Origin of the sequence: Streptomyces sp. NPDC001568 (genome assembly GCF_042893755.1) — a bacterium.
GTDB lineage: Bacteria > Actinomycetota > Actinomycetes > Streptomycetales > Streptomycetaceae > Streptomyces.
Genome location: NZ_JBIAVF010000007.1, coordinates 90,184 through 111,568 on the forward strand (window position 1 = coordinate 90,184; position 21,385 = coordinate 111,568).

Annotated in this window: 17 protein-coding genes, 2 tRNA genes and 2 pseudogenes; 13 read left to right on the forward strand and 8 right to left on the reverse strand. The window is 67.7% G+C overall.

Annotated elements, in window-relative coordinates:
- Positions 1–90 precede the first annotated feature (90 nt).
- The 4 genes and pseudogenes from ACFY0I_RS14700 to ACFY0I_RS14715 all read right to left on the reverse strand — a co-directional run.
- On the reverse strand, positions 91–1,212 hold the full coding sequence (locus ACFY0I_RS14700; protein WP_388894657.1) for a TIR domain-containing protein: 1,122 nt from the start codon (positions 1,210–1,212) through the stop codon (positions 91–93).
- Positions 1,213–1,333: 121 nt separating this feature from the next.
- A pseudogene (locus ACFY0I_RS14705) lies at positions 1,334–1,561 on the reverse strand (UTRA domain-containing protein); the annotation flags it as partial.
- A gap of 275 nt (positions 1,562–1,836) precedes the next feature.
- A complete protein-coding gene (locus tag ACFY0I_RS14710; RefSeq protein WP_388894660.1) occupies positions 1,837–3,264 on the reverse strand; it encodes a hypothetical protein in 1,428 nt (475 codons plus the stop codon).
- Positions 3,265–4,371: 1,107 nt separating this feature from the next.
- A pseudogene (locus ACFY0I_RS14715) lies at positions 4,372–4,591 on the reverse strand (NUDIX hydrolase); the annotation flags it as partial.
- Between ACFY0I_RS14715 and ACFY0I_RS14720 the strand changes: the two are divergent.
- Together ACFY0I_RS14720 and ACFY0I_RS14725 are read left to right on the forward strand one after the other, a co-directional pair.
- On the forward strand, positions 4,494–5,045 hold the full coding sequence (locus tag ACFY0I_RS14720; protein ID WP_388895374.1) for a hypothetical protein: 552 nt from the start codon (positions 4,494–4,496) through the stop codon (positions 5,043–5,045). The pseudogene ACFY0I_RS14715 and the gene ACFY0I_RS14720 sit on opposite strands and share 98 nt — an antisense overlap.
- A 38-nt stretch (positions 5,046–5,083) precedes the next feature.
- Positions 5,084–5,545 carry a tyrosine-type recombinase/integrase gene (locus ACFY0I_RS14725; RefSeq protein WP_388895323.1) on the forward strand — a complete coding sequence of 154 codons (462 nt, stop codon included), beginning with the start codon at positions 5,084–5,086 and terminating at the stop codon, positions 5,543–5,545.
- Here ACFY0I_RS14725 and ACFY0I_RS14730 read toward each other — a convergent pair.
- Positions 5,500–5,570, reverse strand: a tRNA-Gly gene (locus tag ACFY0I_RS14730). The two genes, ACFY0I_RS14725 and ACFY0I_RS14730, sit on opposite strands and share 46 nt — an antisense overlap.
- Before the next feature lie 179 nt (positions 5,571–5,749).
- On the opposite strand from ACFY0I_RS14730, the gene ACFY0I_RS14735 reads away from it, so the two are divergent.
- The 5 genes from ACFY0I_RS14735 (at position 5,750) to clpX (ending at position 10,474) form a co-directional block, all read left to right on the forward strand.
- Positions 5,750–5,826, forward strand: a tRNA-Pro gene (locus tag ACFY0I_RS14735).
- A 174-nt stretch (positions 5,827–6,000) separates the two neighbouring features.
- The gene (gene tig / locus ACFY0I_RS14740) at positions 6,001–7,395 is read left to right on the forward strand and encodes a trigger factor (protein WP_388894663.1); all 1,395 of its coding nucleotides are present in this window, start codon (positions 6,001–6,003) and stop codon (positions 7,393–7,395) included.
- 275 nt (positions 7,396–7,670) lie between these two features.
- The gene (locus ACFY0I_RS14745) at positions 7,671–8,288 is read left to right on the forward strand and encodes an ATP-dependent Clp protease proteolytic subunit (protein ID WP_266577310.1); all 618 of its coding nucleotides are present in this window, start codon (positions 7,671–7,673) and stop codon (positions 8,286–8,288) included.
- A 73-nt stretch (positions 8,289–8,361) separates the two neighbouring features.
- On the forward strand, positions 8,362–9,036 hold the full coding sequence (locus ACFY0I_RS14750) for an ATP-dependent Clp protease proteolytic subunit (protein ID WP_281211022.1): 675 nt from the start codon (positions 8,362–8,364) through the stop codon (positions 9,034–9,036).
- A 151-nt stretch (positions 9,037–9,187) separates the two neighbouring features.
- Complete coding sequence (clpX, locus tag ACFY0I_RS14755) at positions 9,188–10,474, forward strand: ATP-dependent Clp protease ATP-binding subunit ClpX (protein ID WP_281211021.1); 1,287 nt, start codon at positions 9,188–9,190, stop codon at positions 10,472–10,474.
- Between the two features lie 73 nt (positions 10,475–10,547).
- Here the strand turns inward: clpX and ACFY0I_RS14760 are convergent, their stop codons facing one another.
- Complete coding sequence (locus ACFY0I_RS14760) at positions 10,548–11,549, reverse strand: hypothetical protein (protein WP_388894668.1); 1,002 nt, start codon at positions 11,547–11,549, stop codon at positions 10,548–10,550.
- Between the two features lie 221 nt (positions 11,550–11,770).
- Here ACFY0I_RS14760 and ACFY0I_RS14765 point away from each other — a divergent pair, with 221 nt between their 5' ends.
- A complete protein-coding gene (locus ACFY0I_RS14765) occupies positions 11,771–14,392 on the forward strand; it encodes a valine--tRNA ligase (RefSeq protein WP_388894671.1) in 2,622 nt (873 codons plus the stop codon).
- A 78-nt stretch (positions 14,393–14,470) separates the two neighbouring features.
- On the opposite strand, the gene ACFY0I_RS14770 is transcribed toward ACFY0I_RS14765, so the two are convergent.
- On the reverse strand, positions 14,471–15,067 hold the full coding sequence (locus ACFY0I_RS14770; protein ID WP_388894674.1) for a vitamin K epoxide reductase family protein: 597 nt from the start codon (positions 15,065–15,067) through the stop codon (positions 14,471–14,473).
- A 163-nt stretch (positions 15,068–15,230) separates the two neighbouring features.
- Here ACFY0I_RS14770 and ACFY0I_RS14775 point away from each other — a divergent pair, with 163 nt between their 5' ends.
- Positions 15,231–16,382, forward strand: coding sequence for a sensor histidine kinase (locus tag ACFY0I_RS14775; RefSeq protein ID WP_388894676.1), 1,152 nt, complete (start codon positions 15,231–15,233; stop codon positions 16,380–16,382).
- 48 nt (positions 16,383–16,430) lie between these two features.
- Here the strand turns inward: ACFY0I_RS14775 and ACFY0I_RS14780 are convergent, their stop codons facing one another.
- On the reverse strand, positions 16,431–17,480 hold the full coding sequence (locus ACFY0I_RS14780; RefSeq protein WP_388894679.1) for a rod shape-determining protein: 1,050 nt from the start codon (positions 17,478–17,480) through the stop codon (positions 16,431–16,433).
- Between the two features lie 118 nt (positions 17,481–17,598).
- On the opposite strand from ACFY0I_RS14780, the gene ACFY0I_RS14785 reads away from it, so the two are divergent.
- From ACFY0I_RS14785 to ACFY0I_RS14800, 4 genes are all read left to right on the forward strand, one after another.
- Positions 17,599–19,119: a bifunctional folylpolyglutamate synthase/dihydrofolate synthase gene (locus ACFY0I_RS14785; RefSeq protein WP_388894683.1), complete on the forward strand. Its 1,521-nt coding sequence runs from the start codon at positions 17,599–17,601 to the stop codon at positions 19,117–19,119.
- Positions 19,120–19,126: 7 nt separating this feature from the next.
- Entirely contained in the window at positions 19,127–19,483 is a 357-nt protein-coding gene (locus ACFY0I_RS14790) for a DUF4233 domain-containing protein (protein ID WP_388894686.1), read from the forward strand.
- Positions 19,484–19,548: 65 nt separating this feature from the next.
- A complete protein-coding gene (gene ndk, locus ACFY0I_RS14795; RefSeq protein WP_388894689.1) occupies positions 19,549–19,959 on the forward strand; it encodes a nucleoside-diphosphate kinase in 411 nt (136 codons plus the stop codon).
- Positions 19,960–20,255: 296 nt separating this feature from the next.
- Entirely contained in the window at positions 20,256–21,275 is a 1,020-nt protein-coding gene (locus ACFY0I_RS14800) for a rod shape-determining protein (protein WP_008738981.1), read from the forward strand.
- The last annotated feature ends 110 nt before the right edge of the window (positions 21,276–21,385 follow it).

Genomic DNA, 21,385 nt, shown 5'->3' on the forward strand with positions numbered 1-21,385 from the left:
GTGCCATGAGGGTGCGACCGTCGCGACTAGGGCAGCGAGCGCGCATTTTCCGAACCCCTGCCCCCGTGCCCGCATTTGACCTGGTCACCCTTAGGTCAGTAGGCCTTCCCGGCGAAGAATTCCTCGGATCTCGTCAAAGGCGGGGCGAATATCACCTTTTGGGAAACGAATCTGGCCGATTCCTGAGATGTTAGAAAACCGCTCGCACCCATCTTCCACCAGGACAATCGCCTTTGAAAAACCCAGCCGCCCCTGGAATAGGCCGACTTCGTGGACGACGTTCTCCCGAGCACGCATCTTGCCATCTGAGGTCTCGTCTTCCGCCGTCATCAAAAGGAAGGCGATCGCAGCATTATCGAGCATCTCGGAGAGTCGCTCTTTTGTGCTGAGTCCGGCAGTCGGCTCGCGGTCGAAAACCTCCCACTCTAGCCCCTCGTTAGTGAGCCAGACCCCGAGTTGCAGATACTCCTTTGACATCCCTCCGTGGCCGATGAAGACCTTGCTTCCCAGCTGCATTAGCACCGCCTCCACTCCTGTGTTGATCGCTTCCAAATGCTGACCCAACCTCCCGCACACCTCGGCCACTTTTCGTGCTGTCAGATATGGGGAGCGTGTGTGCAATACCTCAGCTAGAACCATTTGATGGCCGGCAACTTGCCAACCACCCTCGAAAGCCTGCATGTCACGGACGGGGAATTGCCCGTTGATCCGCCTCGTCAGCGAAGCAGCAATCTGACGGGCGGTGGGCAGGGAGATTTTTTGCAGAGCCTCAAGATTTTCAGTCAGGTAGTCGTCGTGCGGCGGCTGGATCCTGGCCGATATCGAGCGCGCCCGATCGATAAGCCCGGCGACCTCGCCCCTGATTGCTTCCGCCGCCTCTCGTGAGGCGTCAAGGTTGGGGCTGCCGGCTGACTGCTTGATGCGTGCTTCGACTTCGTCAGCGCTGTAGGTCTTCCAATCTCCGACCGTTCCATGAAAGGATCCGAGGAATCCCCATTCCCGGCTGAATTCGTGTCCAGGGGGAGGTGTGCGAAAATCCCGGTAATACACGTTCGCTTGGTAGCCGAGGTTGGATTTAGACCAGGACTTTCCGGCCTCTGTCGCAGCTTCCTCCAAGGCCAGCAGCGCTGCCGCGTCCAGGCCGTCCGCGCGTTCGGCAAGAGAACGAGCCGCGGTGGCGATCGACAGGAACTCCACACTCAGATCTGTCATGGCGGGAGTGTATAGCTGTCGTTGTGTCGATCCGCCGAGATCTTCGGAGATTCCCGGCTCAGTCCCCGGGGTCGGCTGCGACTGTGATCGGGAGCTTCGTTCTGTAAGTGCGCCGCGCCGCTCAAGGACCGATGGGGATCTCGTAGACGACCTCACATAGCGTCGCTGGCACGATGATGTCCGCGGTCTCCACGGGCCGGCCTTCGTCGCTGTAGTACGTCCGCCGGATGTGCGTGACGAATGAGGCCTTCTGGATCCCGAGGAGCGATGCCTCCTCGGGAGTCGCCTGCCGGGGCTCCGGCTGCTCCACGGCGTGGCTGACGCCGATCCCGATCTCAGCCATGCGGGCGCTCCTGGCGATCGTCGCGGAAGCAGACCGCTTCGGACTCATAGCCAACGGAAAGGCCGGCCGCTCCTGTGGGCCGCCGTAGATAGAGCGGACCCCGCGACGGGCGACGTCCGGGGACCTGGCCGTCAGCGATAGGAACTGTCAGCATGTTCAACCGTATCCGCCGCCCCGCCGGCCATACCAGGAAGCGGGCCACGCAGGGCGATGGTGCGGCCGCCCACCAGCAGCCGTGTGCCACCCGCGAGCGACGTTCCGTGCCGGTCCCTCGAACTTGCCTAGGAGCTGCTGGCGGATTCCTTCGGCATGATGTCGATGCGAGCGACTTCGATCGTGCATGAGTTGGCCTCGCTGATCGAGGCAGCTTCCGAATCGAGTTTTTTCCAGCGCTCCTGCATGGGCTTGGTCTGGGAGTCGCGGACGGCGAGAAAGACTGCATGATCGACCCCCTGGCTGGCCATGTAGCTTGGGGTCTGCGTATGCAGTCCGTGCCAGAATTCTCCGTGTGTAAGCTTCTTCATTTCCAAAAGAACTCGAATGTTTCCAGCTGAAGTGAATGTGAAATCTACCGGCCCTCGACCAGTTTCCACCTCGCGATCGAGGGTGACTCCAGCCTGCGCGCAATAATGATCGAGCACTCCGAGGAAGAGAAGCTGCATGTTCGTTTCCGGGACGGGCTTGAGGTTGGGTAGGTCTCGCCAAAAGGCGCGCCACCCACCCTTCTTTTCCACCCAGTTGCGGAAGTGCTCAATGGCAGAATGCGCGAAGGTTAGGAGATCGTTAGGGCTGGCGATCGGCATCACATTGCAGATCGGCTCTGTGTCGATGGCTTCGCGGGCCAAGCGCTGCCAGCTCACGTGCAGCATCGGGTCTGAATCGACATCGTAAGGCGCGGATCCGGTCTCTTCCAGATGCTGAACCCACCGTCGAAGCACGTCCGGGCGGCTGCGGGCTAGATTGATAATCTCAGCCTTCTTCACGCCTTCGGATATTTTAATGTTCATGTCGTCTCGGAGCGACGTGTCGAGGAACTGTCCCCAACTTTCGGATGAAAGAGTAGGGAGTTCGCGAAGGAACCGCTTCGGGACTAGGAGGATCGGCCTGCCCGATTCCGGATCGACGGGTGCCAGGTGCTCGGCATCCATCCATCGCGAACGCATCGCGTCGTAGGTACTGTGGCGGATCTTCTGTACTTCCATGGGAACGTCCAGGGAGTGGCAGATGTCCTGGGTATATTTGATGAACCGAGGCTTCAGTAGGTTACAGGTGATATCGGATATTCGATCACGATTAATTCCGGGCACCAGGATTCCAAGTTCCTCGAAGTGTTCAATGTCCTCGATGCCACGTCGAACCGCTTGGGTCATAGCTTCGACAACCTTCGCTGCTAGCCCAGGGCCGGACCCGGACCCGGCACTGCTCTTGCTGGCAAAGCCCAGGCGGAATTCCTGAGGCTCGGGGAATTCCATGAGTGAGAGTGTGCGCTTGAAGTATTGATGTTTTGGGTTCAAGTCGCTCCGTGAGAGCAACCTGAATGCGGAGTCGAAGTATTCCATCATCTCGACGTAGGCCTGTCGCCAGCTCGGGTCCGAGTCTGAGAAGATCAAGAAGGGGTCGATGAATAGCAGTGTGTCGTTCTCGATGATCGGGTCGAACCAATCGAACTCAGCCTTGTATTCGATCTCAAACAGCTCGCTGAAGTACACGATCCCCCCAGATTCGTCGCGGCGGTCCCTGTCGAGGCACCCGATCATGATGGGGGCACGCGAGCCGACTGGGTAGGGTGCGGATGCTCCGAGCCAGAGTTCGCGTTCGTTCTGCTGTGTGAGGGCCTGGCCCCAACCCACTCCGCTGTCATCCCGTCTGCCGTCGACCCACACGGAGTGATAGCGGGGCAGGCTTCTGGGGCCCAGGTGGAGCGCCCGGCTGGACGAACGACCTGGGCCCCAGAAGCCTGGTCTGCTATGGCTTGCCTGGGTCGACGGCAGACGGGATGACAGCCCCCACCACGAACCGGCCTGCATGCGCACGACTGGCACCGGGCATCCCGGAGCCTGAGCGCCCCCGCCGGAGGCATCTGCTTTGACCGTCAGCCGGCCAACCGGGCGGGGTACCCCATCAAGTCCTTAGCCATGGGCGCGTGGCCGGCGGTCCGGGCGGGAGCGGGGCGGAGACAGGAGCGCAGGCCCGGGGCGACGGGCGCGCGACGCCGCGCCGTGCGCGGCGGAAGCGCCCTTGATGAAGTAGGGAAACTCTTACCGCGCATCAGGTTCAGAGGGCAAGGCGGCGAATAACCGCTGAAAGGTGTCGCCCTGAGGACGGTCTACTAAGCATGCCGGTGGGTTATTGGGCAGGCCAGTTGGCCAGGCGGGCGCGTGCCGTTTCTGCGACTGTCTGCCAGGGATCATCGACGAGCCGAGCGACTGCAGACCGTGGCGAACGTGGGTGCGTGACAACGGTGTTACGGACTGCGTCGTGAGGATCGTCCGCCAACTGCTCCATGAGTTCTGGTGGACAGGAACGCTTGCCCAGTACGCGCTGCCGTACCCGCCAGTCCGCGTCCTTGCTCAGCTCAGTCATGATCTCCGGCGGGCACGTGCGGTTGTGGGCTGCCCAGAAGCGCATCTCTGAATGCTCCCGGACAAGCTGCCACCACAACGTCAGTGGCATAGCAGCCCGTGCCGCGCGGTCGCGCTCCGCAGGATCCTCACTCCGGCTCAGGCGTATGAACTCCTCGACGGACTCGATCTCAGGAAAGGGATCCTCCATGGCAGGACCGTAGCCCACTGTGGGTCGCGGTTTGATCGGCATGGTCAGCGCGCTTGGACCAAGTGCTGGCCGTCGTGGCTGCGGAGATGGGGGCCCGCCCTGGTCCAAGGCGTCGAGGAGGAGGATCGCGAAGACCTCGGACATCTGCTCGGACACCTCCTGCGGAGTGAGCCAGGCAACCGCGGTCGATTCCTCCGACGTGAGCGCGGCCCCGCCGGCGGGCTTGCAGCGGAAGGCCAGGGCGACGATGCCGCGGGTGGTGTGCCCCCTCGTCCTAAGCTGGCGTGCCGACAAGCTCGCCGCCGGCACCGGCCCGACCACGGTCGCCAAGTCCTACGCCCTGCTCCGGGCCATTCTGGGGACGGCGCTGTCGGACGAGCTGATCCGGCGGAACCCCTGCCAGGTCAAGGGCGCCAGCTCCGTGCACACCCCGGAGCGGCCGACCGCGACGGTCAAAGAGGTCTATGCGCTGGCCGAGGCGATTCAGCCCCGCTACCGGGCTCTTGTACTCCTGGCCGGATTCCTCGGGCTGCGCTGGGGCGAGCTGATCGGGCTCAGTCGGCGGGACGTGGACCTTAAGCACCGGACCGTGCGGGTCCGCCGGTCCGTCGCCGAGTTGAGCAATGGACAGCGGGAGATCAAAGCGCCGAAGAGTGCCGCGGGAAAGAGGACGGTCTCCATTCCCGGCGTGATCCTCCCGGCCTCCACGAGCACCTGAAGGGGGACGCCGAGGCCGGCGTCGACGGCCGCGTCTTCATCGGGGCCAAGGGGGCGACGCCGCGCCGGAATCACTTCAACCTGCTGTGGCACAAGGCGTGTCGAGAAGCGGGGATCAAGGGGCTTCACTTCCATGACCTTCGGCACACGGGCAATACGCTCGCCGCGTCAACGGGCGCCAGTACGCGGGAGCTGATGACGCGCATGGGCCACAGCACCGCCCGTGCTGCGCTGATCTACCAACACGCCAGCGCCGATCGGGACCGGCTGATCGCCGACGCCCTGAGCGTGCTCGTGAAGAAGAGCCGCAGGAACAAGGAGAAGGGCGTGCGGGGCACGAAGGAAGATCCACAACGGAAGGGGCACGCAGGGGGCGCGGAGCCGAACGGCGCCCCCGGGAACGGCGAAGGGCCAGGTCGAGGAGGTGTCCTCCGACCTGGCCCTTTTCGCTTCAGAGCGGGTGACGGGAATCGAACCCGCGTAGCTAGTTTGGAAGACTAGTGCTCTACCATTGAGCTACACCCGCAAGACGTGCGCCGCAGGTCCGGGGACCGCGGCACGGACAGCATCCTAGCGGGTTCCATCGGGGGATTGCACACCGCTTTGCGCGCCGGCTCACGAGCCCCGCGTCGCGCGCGCGACCGCCCGCAGGGGAAACGCGCGTGTCGGAGGGTCTCCGGGCATGTACCCTACGTGTCGCACCGACGGGGTGTGGCGCAGCTTGGTAGCGCGTCCGCTTTGGGAGCGGAAGGTCGTCGGTTCGAATCCGGCCACCCCGACCACGAGTACTGCCTCCACCAAGATCGCGCTGATGATCGCGTTGTGGGCTGATTGCCGCTTGCGGTTACTATGCAAGCTGCGTGCCCGTGTGTCTGATGCCGGGCCGAATCCGCTGAACCGCTGAATCACAGCGTGACGGCAGAACCCCCAGCAGTCAGCCACAAGGAGACCGAACCGTGAAGAGCGCCGTGGAGACCCTGAACCCGACTCGGGTTCGGCTCACTGTTGAGGTGCCCTTCGAGGAGCTCAAGGACAGCCTCGACGCGGCCTACAAGAAGATCAACCAGCAGGTCACGGTGAAGGGCTTCCGCAAGGGCAAGATCCCGGCCCGCGTCATCGACCAGCGCTTCGGCCGCGGTGCGGTGCTGGAGGAGGCCGTCAACGACGCCCTCCCGAAGTTCTACACCGAGGCGGTCAACGAGGCCGACCTGAACCCGCTGGGCCAGCCCGAGGTCGACATCAAGGAGCTGAAGGACGGCGAGCTGCTGTCCTTCACCGCCGAGGTGGACGTCCGCCCCGAGATCGAGATCCCGGACTACTCCGGCATCGAGGTCGAGGTCGACGCCGTCGAGGTGTCCGACGAGGACGTCGAGAAGGCGGTCGAGCAGCTGCGCGGCCGTTTCGCGTCCACCAAGGACGTCGAGCGCGCCGCCCAGGACGGCGACGTCGTCACGATCGACCTCGAGGCCAAGGTCGACGGTGAGGTGCTGGAGGACGGCGTCGCGAGCGACGTTTCCTACACCATCGGCTCGGGCGAGCTTCTCGACGGCATCGACGAGGCCGTCAAGGGCCTGGAGGCCGGTGGCGAGGCCACCTTCACCTCCCAGCTGAAGGGCGGCTCCGCCGAGGGCAAGGACGCCGAGGTCACCGTCAAGGTCACCAAGGTCTCCGCCCGCGAGCTGCCGGAGCTGGACGACGAGTTCGCCCAGATGGCGAGCGAGTTCGACACCCTCGACGAGCTCAAGGCCGACAGCCGCAAGCGCCTCGAGGACACCAAGCAGTACGACCAGGCCACCCAGGCCCAGGAGCGCGTGCTGGAGAAGTTCCTCGAGCTCGCGGAGATCCCGGTCCCCGAGAAGCTGCTCGCGGACGAGGTCCAGACCCGCAAGCACAACCTGGAGCACCACCAGCTCGGCCAGATGGGTCTGACCATCGAGAAGTACCTGGAGTTCCAGGGCAAGACGGTCGAGGAGTTCGACGCCGAGACCACCGAGCAGGCCGTCAAGGGCATCAAGACCCAGTTCCTGCTGGACGCCCTGGTCAACAAGGAGAAGCTGGGCGTCAACCAGGAGGAGCTCACCGAGCACCTCATGCGGCGCGCGCAGTCCTCCGGCATGTCGCCCGACCAGTTCGCCCAGGCGGTCGTCGAAGGCGGCCAGGTCCCGATGCTGGTCGGCGAGGTCGCTCGCGGCAAGGCCCTCGCGGTCGTCGTCGAGAAGGCCAAGGTCACCGACACCAACGGTGAGGTCATCGACCTCTCCGACGACGAGGACGAGACCGAGGCCGTCGAGGCCGCGGCCGACGCCGAGGGCAACGCCGACGCCGAGCCGGCGGCCGACGAGGCCAAGTAACACCTCGGGCGAAGCCCATTGAGCAGTGCCGTGAAGGGCCCGGACGCAGCCGCGTCCGGGCCCTTCCGCACACCCGGCGCGAGGGGCCCGGACCTTGCGCTCCGAGCGAACAGTTCGGGAAGCGGGATGGCGTTGTCCTACCTGCGCGTTAGGGTCCATGAATACGAGGGCACGGGAGTACCCGAAGCCGGAGGGCATCGCCCCACCGGTAGGTCCGCGCCCCAGAACGAGACGCTGAGACGGCACATGGCCGTCGGAGACGAGCAGGTGGATACGTGACGAATCTGAAGCCTTACGCCGCGGGTGAGCCGTCCATCGGTGGCGGCCTCGGCGACCATGTCTACAACCGGCTGCTCGGCGAGCGCATCATCTTCCTCGGGCAGCAGGTCGACGACGACATCGCGAACAAGATCACGGCGCAGCTCCTCCTCCTGGCCGCCGAGCCGGAGAAGGACATCTACCTGTACATCAACAGCCCCGGTGGCTCGGTGACGGCCGGCATGGCCGTCTACGACACCATGCAGTACATCCCGAACGACGTCGTCACCATCGGTATGGGCATGGCGGCCTCGATGGGCCAGTTCCTGCTCACCGGCGGCACCGCAGGCAAGCGCTTCTCGCTGCCGAACACCGACATCCTGATGCACCAGGGCTCCGCCGGCATCGGCGGCACGGCCTCGGACATCAAGATCCAGGCCCAGTACCTGCTGCGCACGAAGCAGCGCATGGCTGAGATCACCGCGCTCCACTCGGGCCAGACCGTGGAAGCGATCATCCGTGACGGTGACCGCGACCGTTGGTTCACGGCCGAGGAGGCCAAGGCGTACGGCCTGATCGACGAGATCATCTCCGCGGCGTCCCTGGTCCCGGGCGGCGGCGGCACCGGGGCCTGATCCCGGTCCCGCGCACGGACCTCCGTACGCCCGCCCGTTCCAGGCAAGCCTCAGCCCGCAGAACGCCACCAGGATGGTGAACACCCAGATGTACATGAACAACCTCTCTCCCGCGAGCGGCCTCCACAACGGCCCGCAGGTGGACAACCGCTACGTCATCCCGCGCTTCGTCGAGCGCACCTCGCAGGGCGTGCGCGAGTACGACCCGTACGCGAAGCTCTTCGAGGAGCGCGTGATCTTCCTCGGCGTGCAGATCGACGACGCGTCCGCGAACGACGTCATGGCGCAGCTGCTGTGCCTGGAGTCGATGGACCCGGACCGCGACATCTCCATCTACATCAACAGCCCCGGTGGCTCCTTCACCGCGCTGACGGCGATCTACGACACGATGCAGTTCGTGAAGCCGGACATCCAGACGGTCTGCATGGGCCAGGCGGCCTCCGCCGCCGCGGTCCTGCTCGCCGCCGGCACCCCCGGCAAGCGCATGGCGCTGCCGAACGCCCGCGTGCTGATCCACCAGCCCTCGGGCGGCACCGGTCGCGAGCAGCTCTCCGACCTGGAGATCGCGGCCAACGAGATCCTGCGCATGCGTGACCAGCTGGAGTCCATGCTGGCCAAGCACTCGACGACCCCGCTGGAGAAGATCCGCGAGGACATCGAGCGCGACAAGATCCTGACGGCCGAGGACGCTCTCGCGTACGGCCTGATCGACCAGATCGTCTCCACCCGTAAGAGCAGCGCGGTCTGATCCTTGCCGCCAATTGGCGTGGGCGTGTCGTCGTTCGGCGATGTGAACCACGTCAAGGGGGCCCCGCACGGGGCCCCCGGCAAGGTACCGTCGGATATGAGGCACCAGGAGCGCTGAACCAGGCGTCTCCCAGGCGAAGGGGAAGCACCTCGTGGCACGCATCGGTGACGGCGGCGACCTGCTCAAGTGCTCGTTCTGCGGAAAGAGCCAGAAGCAGGTGAAGAAGCTCATCGCAGGACCCGGTGTGTACATCTGCGACGAGTGCATCGACCTCTGCAACGAGATCATCGAAGAGGAGCTCGCGGAGACTTCCGAGGTCCGGTGGGAGGAACTCCCCAAGCCCCGTGAGATCTACGAGTTCCTGGAGAGCTACGTCGTCGGCCAGGAGCCGGCGAAGAAGGCGCTCTCCGTAGCGGTCTACAACCACTACAAGCGGGTCCAGGCCGGCGAGAACGGTGGCGCGCAGGGCCGTGACGACGCGATCGAACTCGCGAAGTCCAACATCCTGCTGCTGGGCCCCACGGGCTCCGGCAAGACCCTCCTCGCGCAGACCCTCGCGCGCATGCTGAACGTTCCGTTCGCCATCGCCGACGCGACCGCGCTGACGGAGGCCGGGTACGTCGGCGAGGACGTCGAGAACATCCTGCTGAAGCTGATCCAGGCGGCGGACTACGACGTCAAGAAGGCCGAGACCGGGATCATCTACATCGACGAGATCGACAAGGTCGCCCGCAAGAGCGAGAACCCGTCGATCACGCGTGATGTCAGCGGCGAGGGCGTGCAGCAGGCCCTGCTGAAGATCCTGGAGGGCACGACGGCCTCGGTGCCGCCGCAGGGCGGACGCAAGCACCCGCACCAGGAGTTCATCCAGATCGACACGACGAACGTGCTCTTCATCGTGGGCGGCGCCTTCGCCGGCCTGGAGAAGATCATCGAGTCGCGTGCGGGCGCCAAGGGCATCGGCTTCGGGGCGACGATCCGCTCCAAGCGCGAGATCGAGGCCAGCGACCAGTTCCACGAGGTCATGCCGGAGGACCTGGTGAAGTTCGGGATGATTCCCGAGTTCATCGGCCGTCTGCCCGTGTTGACCTCCGTGCACAACCTGGACCGCGAGGCGCTGTTGCAGATCCTCGTCGAGCCGCGCAACGCGCTGGTCAAGCAGTACCAGCGGCTGTTCGAACTCGACGGTGTCGAGCTGGACTTCGAGCGCGAGGCCCTCGAGGCCATCGCCGACCAGGCGATCCTCCGCCAGACGGGCGCGCGCGGCCTGCGCGCCATCATGGAAGAGGTCCTGATGTCGGTGATGTACGAGGTCCCGTCTCGCAAGGACGTGGCCCGCGTGGTCATCACCTCGGACGTGGTCCGCTCCAACGTCAACCCGACGCTGGTGCCGCGCATCGTCCCGAAGGACCAGGGCCCGCACGAGAAGTCGGCGTAGCGGTACGGCGGTTACGTACGAGAAGGGGCGCCCCCGCGGGGGCGCCCCTTCTCGCGTGTGCGGCCGGCCGGTGTCAGTTCTTGACGCGGGCGGTGTTGTAGAGCTTCGCCGCGAACTCGGCGTTCTGGTCGAGGGTGTAGCCGGGCTTGCCCGTGAGGACGGCCGCGGAGTCCGAGGCGAAGACCACGCTCATGGTGCTGTAGTCACCCCAGATGCAGAGCGGGAGCGTGGCTTCCTTGGGGCCCTTGACGGCCGGGTCCGCGTTCGTGAACTTGACGTCCTGGCACTTCAGGACGGCGCCGTCGAACCCCTTGGGGCTCATCGACTTGGGGCTGCCGATGAGTTCGACGTTCGTCTTGCCCTCCTTGGTGCTCTTCAGCTTGAAGGCGCTGAAGTACCCGTCGACCGTCTTCTCCGGGTCGGCGATCTCGCCGTAGAAGCCGTCGAAGTTGAGCCCCTTGGCGACGAGCGGGTTGCTCGGGTCGCTGATCTGGTAGTTCATGCCCACCGATGTCGGGTTCTTGATGCCCGCGGCCTCCGCCTCCTTGCGCGCGTCGTCCGTGATCGGCTTCTGCTCGTACTTGGGGCTCTTCTTGAAGTCGTCCACCGTCTCGGGCGCGACCAGCTTGTAGCCCTTGGTGGCGTCGGAGACCGAACCGCCGCTGCCGCCGCCCAGGAAGTACCAGCCGCCGCCCGCAATCACGGCCACCGCCACGACCACGCCGATGATGAGGCCCGTCTTGGACTTCTTCGGGGTCTCCTGCGGGGGCATTCCGCCGCCGTACGGAGGCTGCTGGGGCTGCTGGTAGCCGTACGCGGGCTGCTGCTGCGGCTGCTGCGGGTAGCCGGGCGCCGACGGGGGCTGCTGGGGGTAGCCCGGCGGGGTCGAGGCCGGGGGCTGCTGGCCGTAACCCTGCGAGGGGACGCCGGGCGGCGGCGGGGTCTGCTGCGGGTACCCGTAGCCGGGCTGAGGGGCGGGCTGCCCGTACGGGTTCGGCTGCTGCGGGGGCTGCTGCCCGTACGGTCCGGGCTGCTGCGGCTGCTGGCCGTATGGTCCCGGCTGGTTGAAACTCATCCCGCGTCCCCCTGTGAGGTGTCTGCTTATCCGTTTCTCACATCCTGACGGAAGGCGGCCCCGGTCGGGGCGCCGGGGTCCCAGGCGTTACCGAACCACGACGCCGCCGGGACCTCGGCGCGCGACCGCAGGACGGCCCCCGGCGGTGCGCCGCGTCAACGGAGGGCCCCGTCATGAAACGGATTCGTACCGTGGGCGGCACCCCCCGTATCCTGTGCCCCGTGACCGAGAACACGCAGACACCCAGCGCCCCCACCTCCGAACTGCCGACCCAGTACGCGCCGGCCGAGGTAGAGGGGAAGCTCTACGAGCGCTGGGTAGAGCGCGGTTACTTCGAGGCGGACGCGAAGAGCGAGAAGCCCCCGTTCACCGTCGTCATCCCGCCGCCGAACGTCACGGGCAGCCTGCACCTGGGTCACGCCTTCGAGCACACGCTGATCGACGCCCTCACCCGCCGCAAGCGCATGCAGGGCTTCGAGACCCTGTGGCAGCCCGGCATGGACCACGCCGGCATCGCGACGCAGAACGTCGTCGAGCGCGAGCTGGCCAAGGAGGGCAAGTCCCGCCACGACCTCGGCCGTGAGGCGTTCGTCGAGCGCGTCTGGCAGTGGAAGGGCGAGTCCGGCGGTCAGATCTCCGGCCAGATGCGTCGCCTCGGCGACGGCGTCGACTGGTCGCGCGAGCGCTTCACCATGGACGACGGCCTGTCCGAGGCAGTCCAGACGATCTTCAAGAAGCTCCATGACGACGAGCTGATCTACCGCGCCGAACGCATCATCAACTGGTGCCCGCGCTGCCTCACCGCGATCTCCGACATCGAGGTCGAGTACCAGGACGACGACGGCGAGCTCGTCTCCATCCGCTACGGCGAGGGCGACGACGCCATCGTCGTCGCGACGACCCGCGCCGAGACGATGCTCGGTGACACGGCCGTGGCCGTCCACCCCGAGGACGAGCGCTACAAGCACCTCGTCGGTACCGAGATCGAGCTGCCGCTCACCGGCCGCCGCATCCCGATCGTCGCCGACGAGCACGTCGACCCCGAGTTCGGTACCGGCGCCGTCAAGGTGACGCCGGCGCACGACCCCAACGACTTCGAGATCGGCCAGCGCCACGGCCTGCCGAACATCGCCGTCATGGACGAGCACGCCGTCATCACCGTCCACGGCCCGTTCCTGGGACTGGACCGCCTCGAAGCACGCTCCGCCATCGTCGCCGCGCTGCGCGCCGAGGGCCGGATCGTCGCCGAGAAGCGCCCGTACAGCCACTCCGTGGGCCACTGCTCGCGCTGCAAGACCACCATCGAGCCGCGCCTGTCGATGCAGTGGTGGGTCAAGGTCGCCCCGCTGGCGAAGGCGGCGGGCGACGCCGTCCGCGACGGCCGGGTCAAGATCCACCCGCAGGAGATGGAGAAGCGCTACTTCGACTGGGTCGACAACCTCCACGACTGGTGCATCTCGCGCCAGCTGTGGTGGGGTCACCGCATCCCGGTCTGGTACGGCCCGAACGGTGAGATCGTCTGTGTCGGACCGGACGAGCAGCCGCCGACGGGCGAGGGCTGGCACCAGGACACCGACGTCCTGGACACCTGGTTCTCCTCCGGTCTGTGGCCCTTCTCCACGCTCGGCTGGCCGCAGCAGACCGAGAGCCTCGCGAAGTTCTACCCGAACTCCGTCCTGGTCACCGGCTACGACATCCTCTTCTTCTGGGTCGCCCGGATGATGATGTTCGGCCTGTACGCCATGGACGGCACCCCGCCGTTCCACACCATCGCCCTGCACGGCATGGTCCGCGACCAGTTCGGCAAGAAGATGTCGAAGTCCTTCGGCAACGCCGTCAACCCGCTGGACTGGATGGACGAGTACGGCTCCGACGCCGTCCGCTTCACCCTGGCCCGCGGCGCCAACCCGGGTGTCGACGTCCCGATCGGCGAGGACTGGGTCCAGGCCTCCCGCAACTTCGCCAACAAGATCTGGAACGCCACCCGCTTCGCGCTGATGAACGGCGCCACCATCGAGGGCGAGCTGCCGGCCCCCGAGGAGATGTCGGCGACCGACCGCTGGATCCTGTCGCGGCTCAACAAGACCGTGGCCGAGGTCGACGCGTTCTACGACGACTACCAGTTCTCGAAGCTGTCGGACTCGCTCTACCACTTCGCGTGGGACGAGGTCTTCAGCTGGTACGTCGAGCTGTCGAAGACGACGTTCTTCGCGGGCGGCGAGCAGGCGAAGGTCTCCGGCCGGGTCCTGGGCGAGGTCCTCGACGTCATGCTGCGCCTGCTGCACCCGGTGGTCCCCTTCGTCACCGAGACGCTGTGGACCACGCTCACCGGCGGCGAGTCCCTCGTCATCGCCGACTGGCCGAAGGACAGCGGCTTCCGTGACGAGGCCGCCGAGGCCGAGATCGCGACCGTCCAGGCCGTCGTGACCGAGGTCCGCCGGTTCCGCAAGGAGCAGGGCCTCCAGGACGGCCAGAAGGTGCCGGCCCGTCTGGACCTGTCGGGTACCGCGCTCGCCGCGCACGAGGGCGCCATCCGGCAGTTGCTGCGTCTCCAGCCGGAGGGCGACTCGTTCAGCGCCACCGCGACGCTCCCGGTCGCCGGCGCCACCGTCGCGCTCGACCTGTCGGGCACCATCGACGTGCCCGCCGAGCGCAAGCGCCTCTCCAAGGACCTCGGCCTCGCCGAGAAGGAGAAGCAGCAGGCCGAGGCGAAGCTCGGGAACGAGGCGTTCATCGCCAAGGCCCCCGACAACGTCGTGGACAAGATCAAGGGCCGGCTGGCCAAGGCCGAGACGGACATCGCCCGGATCCAGGCCCAGCTGGACGCGCTGCCCGCCGCGTAATCACGGGTGAGGGGCCCCCGTACGGCTGTCGGCCGTACGGGGGCCCTTCGCGTTCCCGGGCCCTCGCGCACCCGCTCCTCACAGCAGCCGGGTGCCGAACCGTTCGAGGACGAGTACGGCGACGAGGGCGTACAAGGTCACCGGGACCAGCCAGTGGGGGAGGGCCCGCATCGGGGAGCCGGGGCGGGACAGGTACCGCGTGACGTACCAGAACAGCGGGATCACCACGGCCCAGACGAGCACGCACCACGGGCAGAGCGCGCCGATCACGTACAGGCACTGGCCGATCAGCCACCCCGTGAACGCGAAGCCCGCCGCGGTGCCCGCCCATACGGCGCGCCAGAGCGGGCGGGGGAGCGCGGCCCCGACGGCGAGGGCCGCGCCGAGGGCGGCGAGCGCGGCGAAGCCGGCGAGGCCGAGGAGCATGTTGGGGAAGCCCAGCAGGTTGCCCTGCCAGGTGTTCATCACGTCACCACAGCTCAGCACCGCGTTGATGGTGCAGCCCGGGGTGAAGAGGGGGTCCTCCAGGGTGCGGAAGCGGTCGTGCGTGAGGACGCCGGACGCGAGGGCGCCGAGCAGGCCGCCGACCAGCAGGAGCAGTCCGGTGCGCCGGCTCTCGTCGATCTTCCGGGAGGCCCTTCCGGTGGTCTGCGGGGTGATCTTCGCGGCGGTCATTCCTCCGACGCTACGAGGGTCCGGGGCGGCCGCCCAGGGCGGAAGGTCGCGGGTGCGCAGGGTCGATCGACCCTGCCGGGCAGTAACCGGAGTGCCGCATATCACTTCATATGCCCCCCGCCCGGATCCGATCCCGGTGCGCCGACCACGGATGATGGGGAGCATGCGCGTCAAGCCCGTCGTCCTCGCGGCGTACCACCGGGTCGCCGCCTCGGGCCGCCGACGGGCCGAGTGCTGGGCGGCCTCGCCCCGGGCGCTGGACGTCCTCACGGCCCTGAGTTGCCTGGCCCTGGTGGCGCTGGACCTGCCCGGTCTCGCCGCCGCCGACAACTCCCTCAACGGTTGGCTGGCCGCCCTCGTGCTGGCCGTGGGCTGCGCGAGCCTGCTGGTGCGGCGCCGGGCGCCCTGGGTGGCGTACGCGACGGCCCTGCTGTTCGTCGGCTGGCTGCACGAGCTGACCCTGATCCAGTTCGCGCTGTACTCGGTCGGCCGCTACCGGGGCCGGCGGGCCGGGATCCTGGCCACCGTCGGCTACGTCGCCTTCGCGTTCGCGGTGTTCAGCATTCCGGGCTGGCCCGAGCCGCGGATCCAGACCCTGAGCTCCTTCCTCAGCCTCGTCGTGCCGATCGGGGTGCTGGCCTCGGCCGTGGGCATCGCCGCCTACCGGCACGACCTGGTGCGGGAGCTGGAGGCCCGGCGGGCGGAGTCGGCGGTGCTGAACGCCGTCCAGCAGGAGCGGACCTCGGTCGCCCGGGACGTCCACGACTTCGTCGGCAGGGAACTGACCCTCCTGACGGTGCGCTCCGAGGTGCTGTCGGTGCGGGCGCGCAAGACGGCGTACGCCAAGGACTTCGAGGAGCTCGCCGACACGGCGCGCCGGGCGCACCTCGTGCTGAACGAGATCATCGTGCAGCGCGGGGAGCGGGACGCGACCCCCGGCGTGGAGGGGCTCGCCGCGCTGGCGCGGGAGAGCGACCGGGCGGGCTCGCCCGTACGGCTGACGCTGGATCCGCAGGTGCACGGGCTGTCGCCGCTGCGGCAGGCGGCGGTGTACCGGGTGGTGCAGGAGTGCCTGACGAACGCGTCCAAGCACGCCCGCGGGGAGACCATCGAGGTGTCCATCGCCACGGACGGCCCGCTGCTGCGGATCGCCGTCAGCAACGGCCTCCCGGACCGGACGCCGGGCCGGGCCCCCGTCTCGGCGGGCTCCGGAACGGCGAGCATGTCCGAGCGCGTCGGCAGCCTGGGCGGCACCCTGACGGCCACCCGGACGGACGAGGCCTACCTGGTGGTGGCCACGCTGCCGCGCTGCTGACGGCGCGTTCCCGACGCCGCGGGCCGGGGCGCGCACGGGCCGGCGGGGTCAGGCCTTTGCCGGGGCCAGGAGGGCGTTCAGGGTGTCCAGGTCCTCGACGCAGCGGCCGGAGCCGAGGGCCACGCAGTCCAGGGGGTCGTCCGCGACGCGGACGGGGATGCCGGTCGCGGCGGCGATGCGCAGGTCCAGGCCGGGGAGGAGCGCGCCGCCCCCGGTGAGGACGATGCCGTGTTCCATGACGTCGCCGGAGAGTTCCGGGGGGCACTCCTCCAAGGTGGTGCGGACGGCCGCGATGATGGCCTCGATCGGCTCGTCGAGCGCGGCCCGCACGTCGGGGGCGGTGAGTTCGAGGGTCTTGGGCATGCCGCCGACCCGCTCGCGGCCGCGCACCGTGTGGGTGAGGGTCTCCCGTTCGGGCCGGTCCGGAACGGGCCGGGCGGAGCCGATGGCGACCTTGACGTCCTCGGCGGTGCGCTCGCCGATCAGCAGCGAGTGCTCCTTGCGCACGTGGTCCATGATCGCCGCGTCGAGCCGGTCACCGCCGATCCGCAGGGACTGGGCGGTGACGATGCCGCCCAGCGAGATCACGGCCACCTCGGAGGTGCCGCCGCCGATGTCGACGACCATCGAGCCGCGGGCCTCGGCCACCGGTAGTCCCGCGCCGATGGCCGCGGCCATCGGTTCCTCGATGAGGTGGACGGACTTCGCGCCGGCCCGGGTGGAGGCGTTCACGATGGCCCGCCGTTCGACCGGCGTGACCCCGGAGGGCACGCAGATCACCATCCGGGTGCGCGGTCGCCGGCCGGGGACGGCCTTGCGCACGAAGTGCCGGATCATCTCCTCGGCCGCCTCGTAGTCGCAGATCACCCCGCCCCGCAGGGGGCGGATCGCGGTGATGGATCCAGGGGTGCGACCGATGGTCTCCTTGGCCTCCGTACCGACGGCGAGCGCCGTGGTCGTACCGGCCTTGACCGCCACCACGGACGGCTCATTGAGGACGATCCCGTGGCCCCGGGCGTAGACGAGGGTGTTGGCGGTCCCCAGGTCGATTCCTATGTCGCGGCTGGAAGCGGTCTTTTTGGTGCTGGCCTGCGGCATTTGTTCCCCAATCTCCTGCTCGCAAGGCTTGCATAACGATCCGGTCGCGTTCCCCGCCGAAGGTCCCGAAACGGCCGGGCCGAAAGTCCTCGGGGCCCCCGTCCGTAGACTGGGGTCCGTGAGTGACCAGCAGCCCGAGAGCCCCGACCGAGACAACACCGTCGACGAGTTCGACCAGATAGTCGCGGAGGAGTCCGACCGCGACCCCGACCTGGCGGTGATCGAGGCCGGCAGCCGTACCCTGCGCGCGCAGGCCGGAGCGCCCCAGGGCGATCCCGTGCCGTCCCGCCCCGAGGACCCCGAGGTGGCGAAGGCGCTGCTGGAGGTGGAGCAGGAGCTGGCGACCCGCTGGGGCGAGACCAAGCTGGAGCCCTCCGTCAGCCGGATCTCCGCGCTGATGGACGTCCTGGGCGAGCCGCAGCGCGCGTACCCGTCGATCCACCTGACCGGCACCAACGGCAAGACCAGCACCGCCCGCATGATCGAGGCCCTGCTGAACGCCTTCGAGCTGCGCACGGGCCGCTACACCAGCCCGCACGTGCAGTCGGTCACCGAGCGGATCAGCCTGGACGGCGCCCCGATCAGCGCCGAGCGCTTCATCGAGACGTACCACGACGTGAAGCCGTACGTGGAGATGGTGGACGCCGCCGAGGAGTACCGGCTGTCCTTCTTCGAGGTGCTCACGGGCATGGCGTACGCGGCCTTCGCGGACGCGCCCGTGGACGTGGCCGTCGTCGAGGTCGGCATGGGCGGCAGCTGGGACGCGACGAACGTCATCGACGGCACGGTCGCGGTGATCACCCCGATCAGCCTCGACCACACCGACCGGCTCGGCACGACGCCCGGTGAGATCGCCCAGGAGAAGGGCGGCATCATCAAGCAGGACGCGACCGTCATCCTGGCGCAGCAGCCGGTCGACGCGGCGCAGGTGCTGCTGAAGAAGGCCGTCGAGGTCGACGCGACGGTGGCCCGCGAGGGCATGGAGTTCGGCGTCGTCTCCCGCGAGGTGGCGGTCGGCGGCCAGATGCTGACCCTGCGCGGGGTGGGCGGCGAGTACGACGGCATCTTCCTGCCGCTGTACGGCGCCCACATGGCGCACAACGCGGCGGTCGCCCTGGCGGCCGTCGAGGCGTTCTTCGGGATCGGCGGGGAGCACGCCCGCGAGCTCGACGGCGACACCGTGCGGAAGGCCTTCGCCTCGGTGACCTCGCCGGGCCGCATGGAGGTCGTGCGCCGCAGCCCGACCGTGGTGCTGGACGCCGCGCACAACCCGGCGGGCGCGCGGGTCACCGCCGAGGCGGTCACCGAGGCGTTCGGCTTCAGCCGGCTCATCGGGGTCGTGGCGGCGAGCGAGGGCAAGGACGTCAGGGGCGTGCTGGAGGCCTTCGAGCCGATCTTCGCGGAGGTCGTCGTCACGGAGAACACCAGCCACCGGGCGATGGGCGCGGACGAACTGGCGGCCGTCGCCGTCGAGGTCTTCGGCCCCGACCGGGTGCAGGTCGAGCCGCGGCTCGACGACGCCCTGGAGGCCGCCGTCACCCTGGCGGAGGAAGAGGCCGAGTACGGAGGGGCCGGGGTCCTGGTGACCGGTTCCGTGATCACGGTGGGCGAGGCCCGCCTGCTGTTCAAGAGAGGCTGAGGGATCGATGCGCACGCTCTGCGCGAGCACGCTGATCGGTGAGTTCTTCATCGTCGGCTTCGCGGGCCTGGTGGCCATGAAGAACCCGGACCTGACCCAGGCCCAGGTGTGGACGGTCTGCGGCGTGACGATGCTGCTGTCGGTGCTGCTGTGCGGGATGCTCTCGCGCCCGGGCGCCGTACAGCTCGGCTGGGCGCTCCAGATCGGGCTGATCGCGAGCGGTTTCGTGGTGCCGACCATGTTCTTCCTGGGCGCGGTCTTCGCCGGCCTGTGGTGGTGCTCGGTGCACTACGGCCGGCGGATCGACGCCATCAAGGCCCGCTGGGCCGAACAGGCGGAAGCGGCCGCTCCTGACGCTGCGTGACGGTTCACCGTGACGGCCCTGTAGATTCGCCCTACCGCACCCGTATGCCGCAAGGAGTTCCCACCATGACCCAGCGCACGCTCGTCCTGCTCAAGCCCGACGCCGTCCGCCGCGGCCTGATCGGCGAGATCGTCGGCCGCATCGAGCGCAAGGCCGGCTGGACCATCCCCGCGCTGGAGCTGCGCACGCTGGACGCGCAGACGCTGGAGACCCACTACGGCGAGCACAAGGGCAAGCCCTTCTACGAGCCGCTCATGGGCTTCATGTCGAGCGGTCCCGTCGTGGCCCTGGTGGTCGAAGGGGAACGCGTGATCGAGGGTGTTCGGCAGCTGGCCGGACCCACCGACCCGATCGCCGCCGCGCCCGGCTCCATCCGGGGTGACTTCGGCAGCATCACCCGGGAGAACCTGATCCACGCGTCGGATTCCGAGGAGTCCGCGGAGCGGGAACTGAAGCTGTTCTTCCCCGCGCTCTGATTACTCTTTCCTGACGAGACATCAGCCGAATAGCGCTCATGACCTGGGGCGACCGAAGTAATTTCGGTCGCCCTTCGGTATTACCGGGCCCTTCGGGGAACGCATGGGCAGGACGCGACGTCACCACTAAGGGGGCGGGTATCCGTTCCGGCGGGATTGCCGGAGTCCCGTCGCGCGGTGTCCGTACTTGCGGCACTACGATGGGGCCTCCACCCACACACCCACCTCGCCGACCTGACAGCAGCCGCTATCAACTGGAAGGCCAGACGCTCCTCATGGGGAACAAGGGGAACACTATGTCGTTCATCGGCCGTGACATGGCGATCGACCTCGGGACCGCCAACACGCTGGTGTACGTGAGGGGCCGGGGAATCGTCCTGAACGAGCCGTCCGTGGTCGCCATCAACACGAACACCGGTGGCATCCTGGCGGTCGGCTCCGAGGCGAAGAAGATGATCGGCCGGACGCCCGGCAACATCGTCGCCGTACGCCCCCTCAAGGACGGCGTGATCGCCGACTTCGAGATCACCGAGCGCATGCTCCGGTACTTCATCCTCAAGATCCACAAGCGCCGCTACCTGGCGCGCCCGCGCGTGGTGGTCTGCGTGCCCTCCGGCATCACGGGAGTGGAGCGGCGCGCCGTCATCGAGGCGTCCACGCAGGCCGGCGCCCGCCAGGTGCACATCATCGAGGAGCCCATGGCCGCCGCCATCGGCTCGGGCCTGCCCGTCCACGAGGCCACCGGCAACATGGTCGTGGACATCGGCGGCGGCACCACGGAGGTCGCCGTCATCTCCCTCGGCGGAATCGTCACGGCACAGTCCATCCGGGTCGCCGGTGACGAGCTGGACAACGCGATCATCCAGCACATCAAGAAGGAGTACTCGCTCCTCCTCGGTGAGCGCACCGCCGAACAGATCAAGATCACGATCGGGTCGGCGTACGACCTCGACAAGGACGAGCACACCGAGATCCGCGGTCGCGACCTCGTCTCGGGTTTGCCCAAGACCGTGGTCATCTCGGCGGCCGAGGTGCGCAAGGCCATCGAGGAACCGGTCAACGCCATCGTCGACGCGGTCAAGACGACCCTCGACAAGTGCCCGCCGGAACTCTCCGGCGACATCATGGACCGCGGCATCGTGCTGACCGGAGGCGGCGCCCTGCTGCGCGGCCTCGACGAGCGGCTGCGCCGCGAGACGGGCATGCCGATCCACATCGCGGAGGATCCGCTCGACTCCGTCGCACTCGGCTCCGGCAAGTGCGTGGAGGAGTTCGAAGCCCTCCAGCAGGTCCTGGACGCCCAGCCCCGACGATGATCGGATCCCCGTCGAAGGGGCAAGCGGAACACAAGGATCCGCCGTACGGGTGCTAGCGCGCCGGTGCGGCGGATCGTTGATATACAGGCACAGTCCGGTCGGAGTCCCGG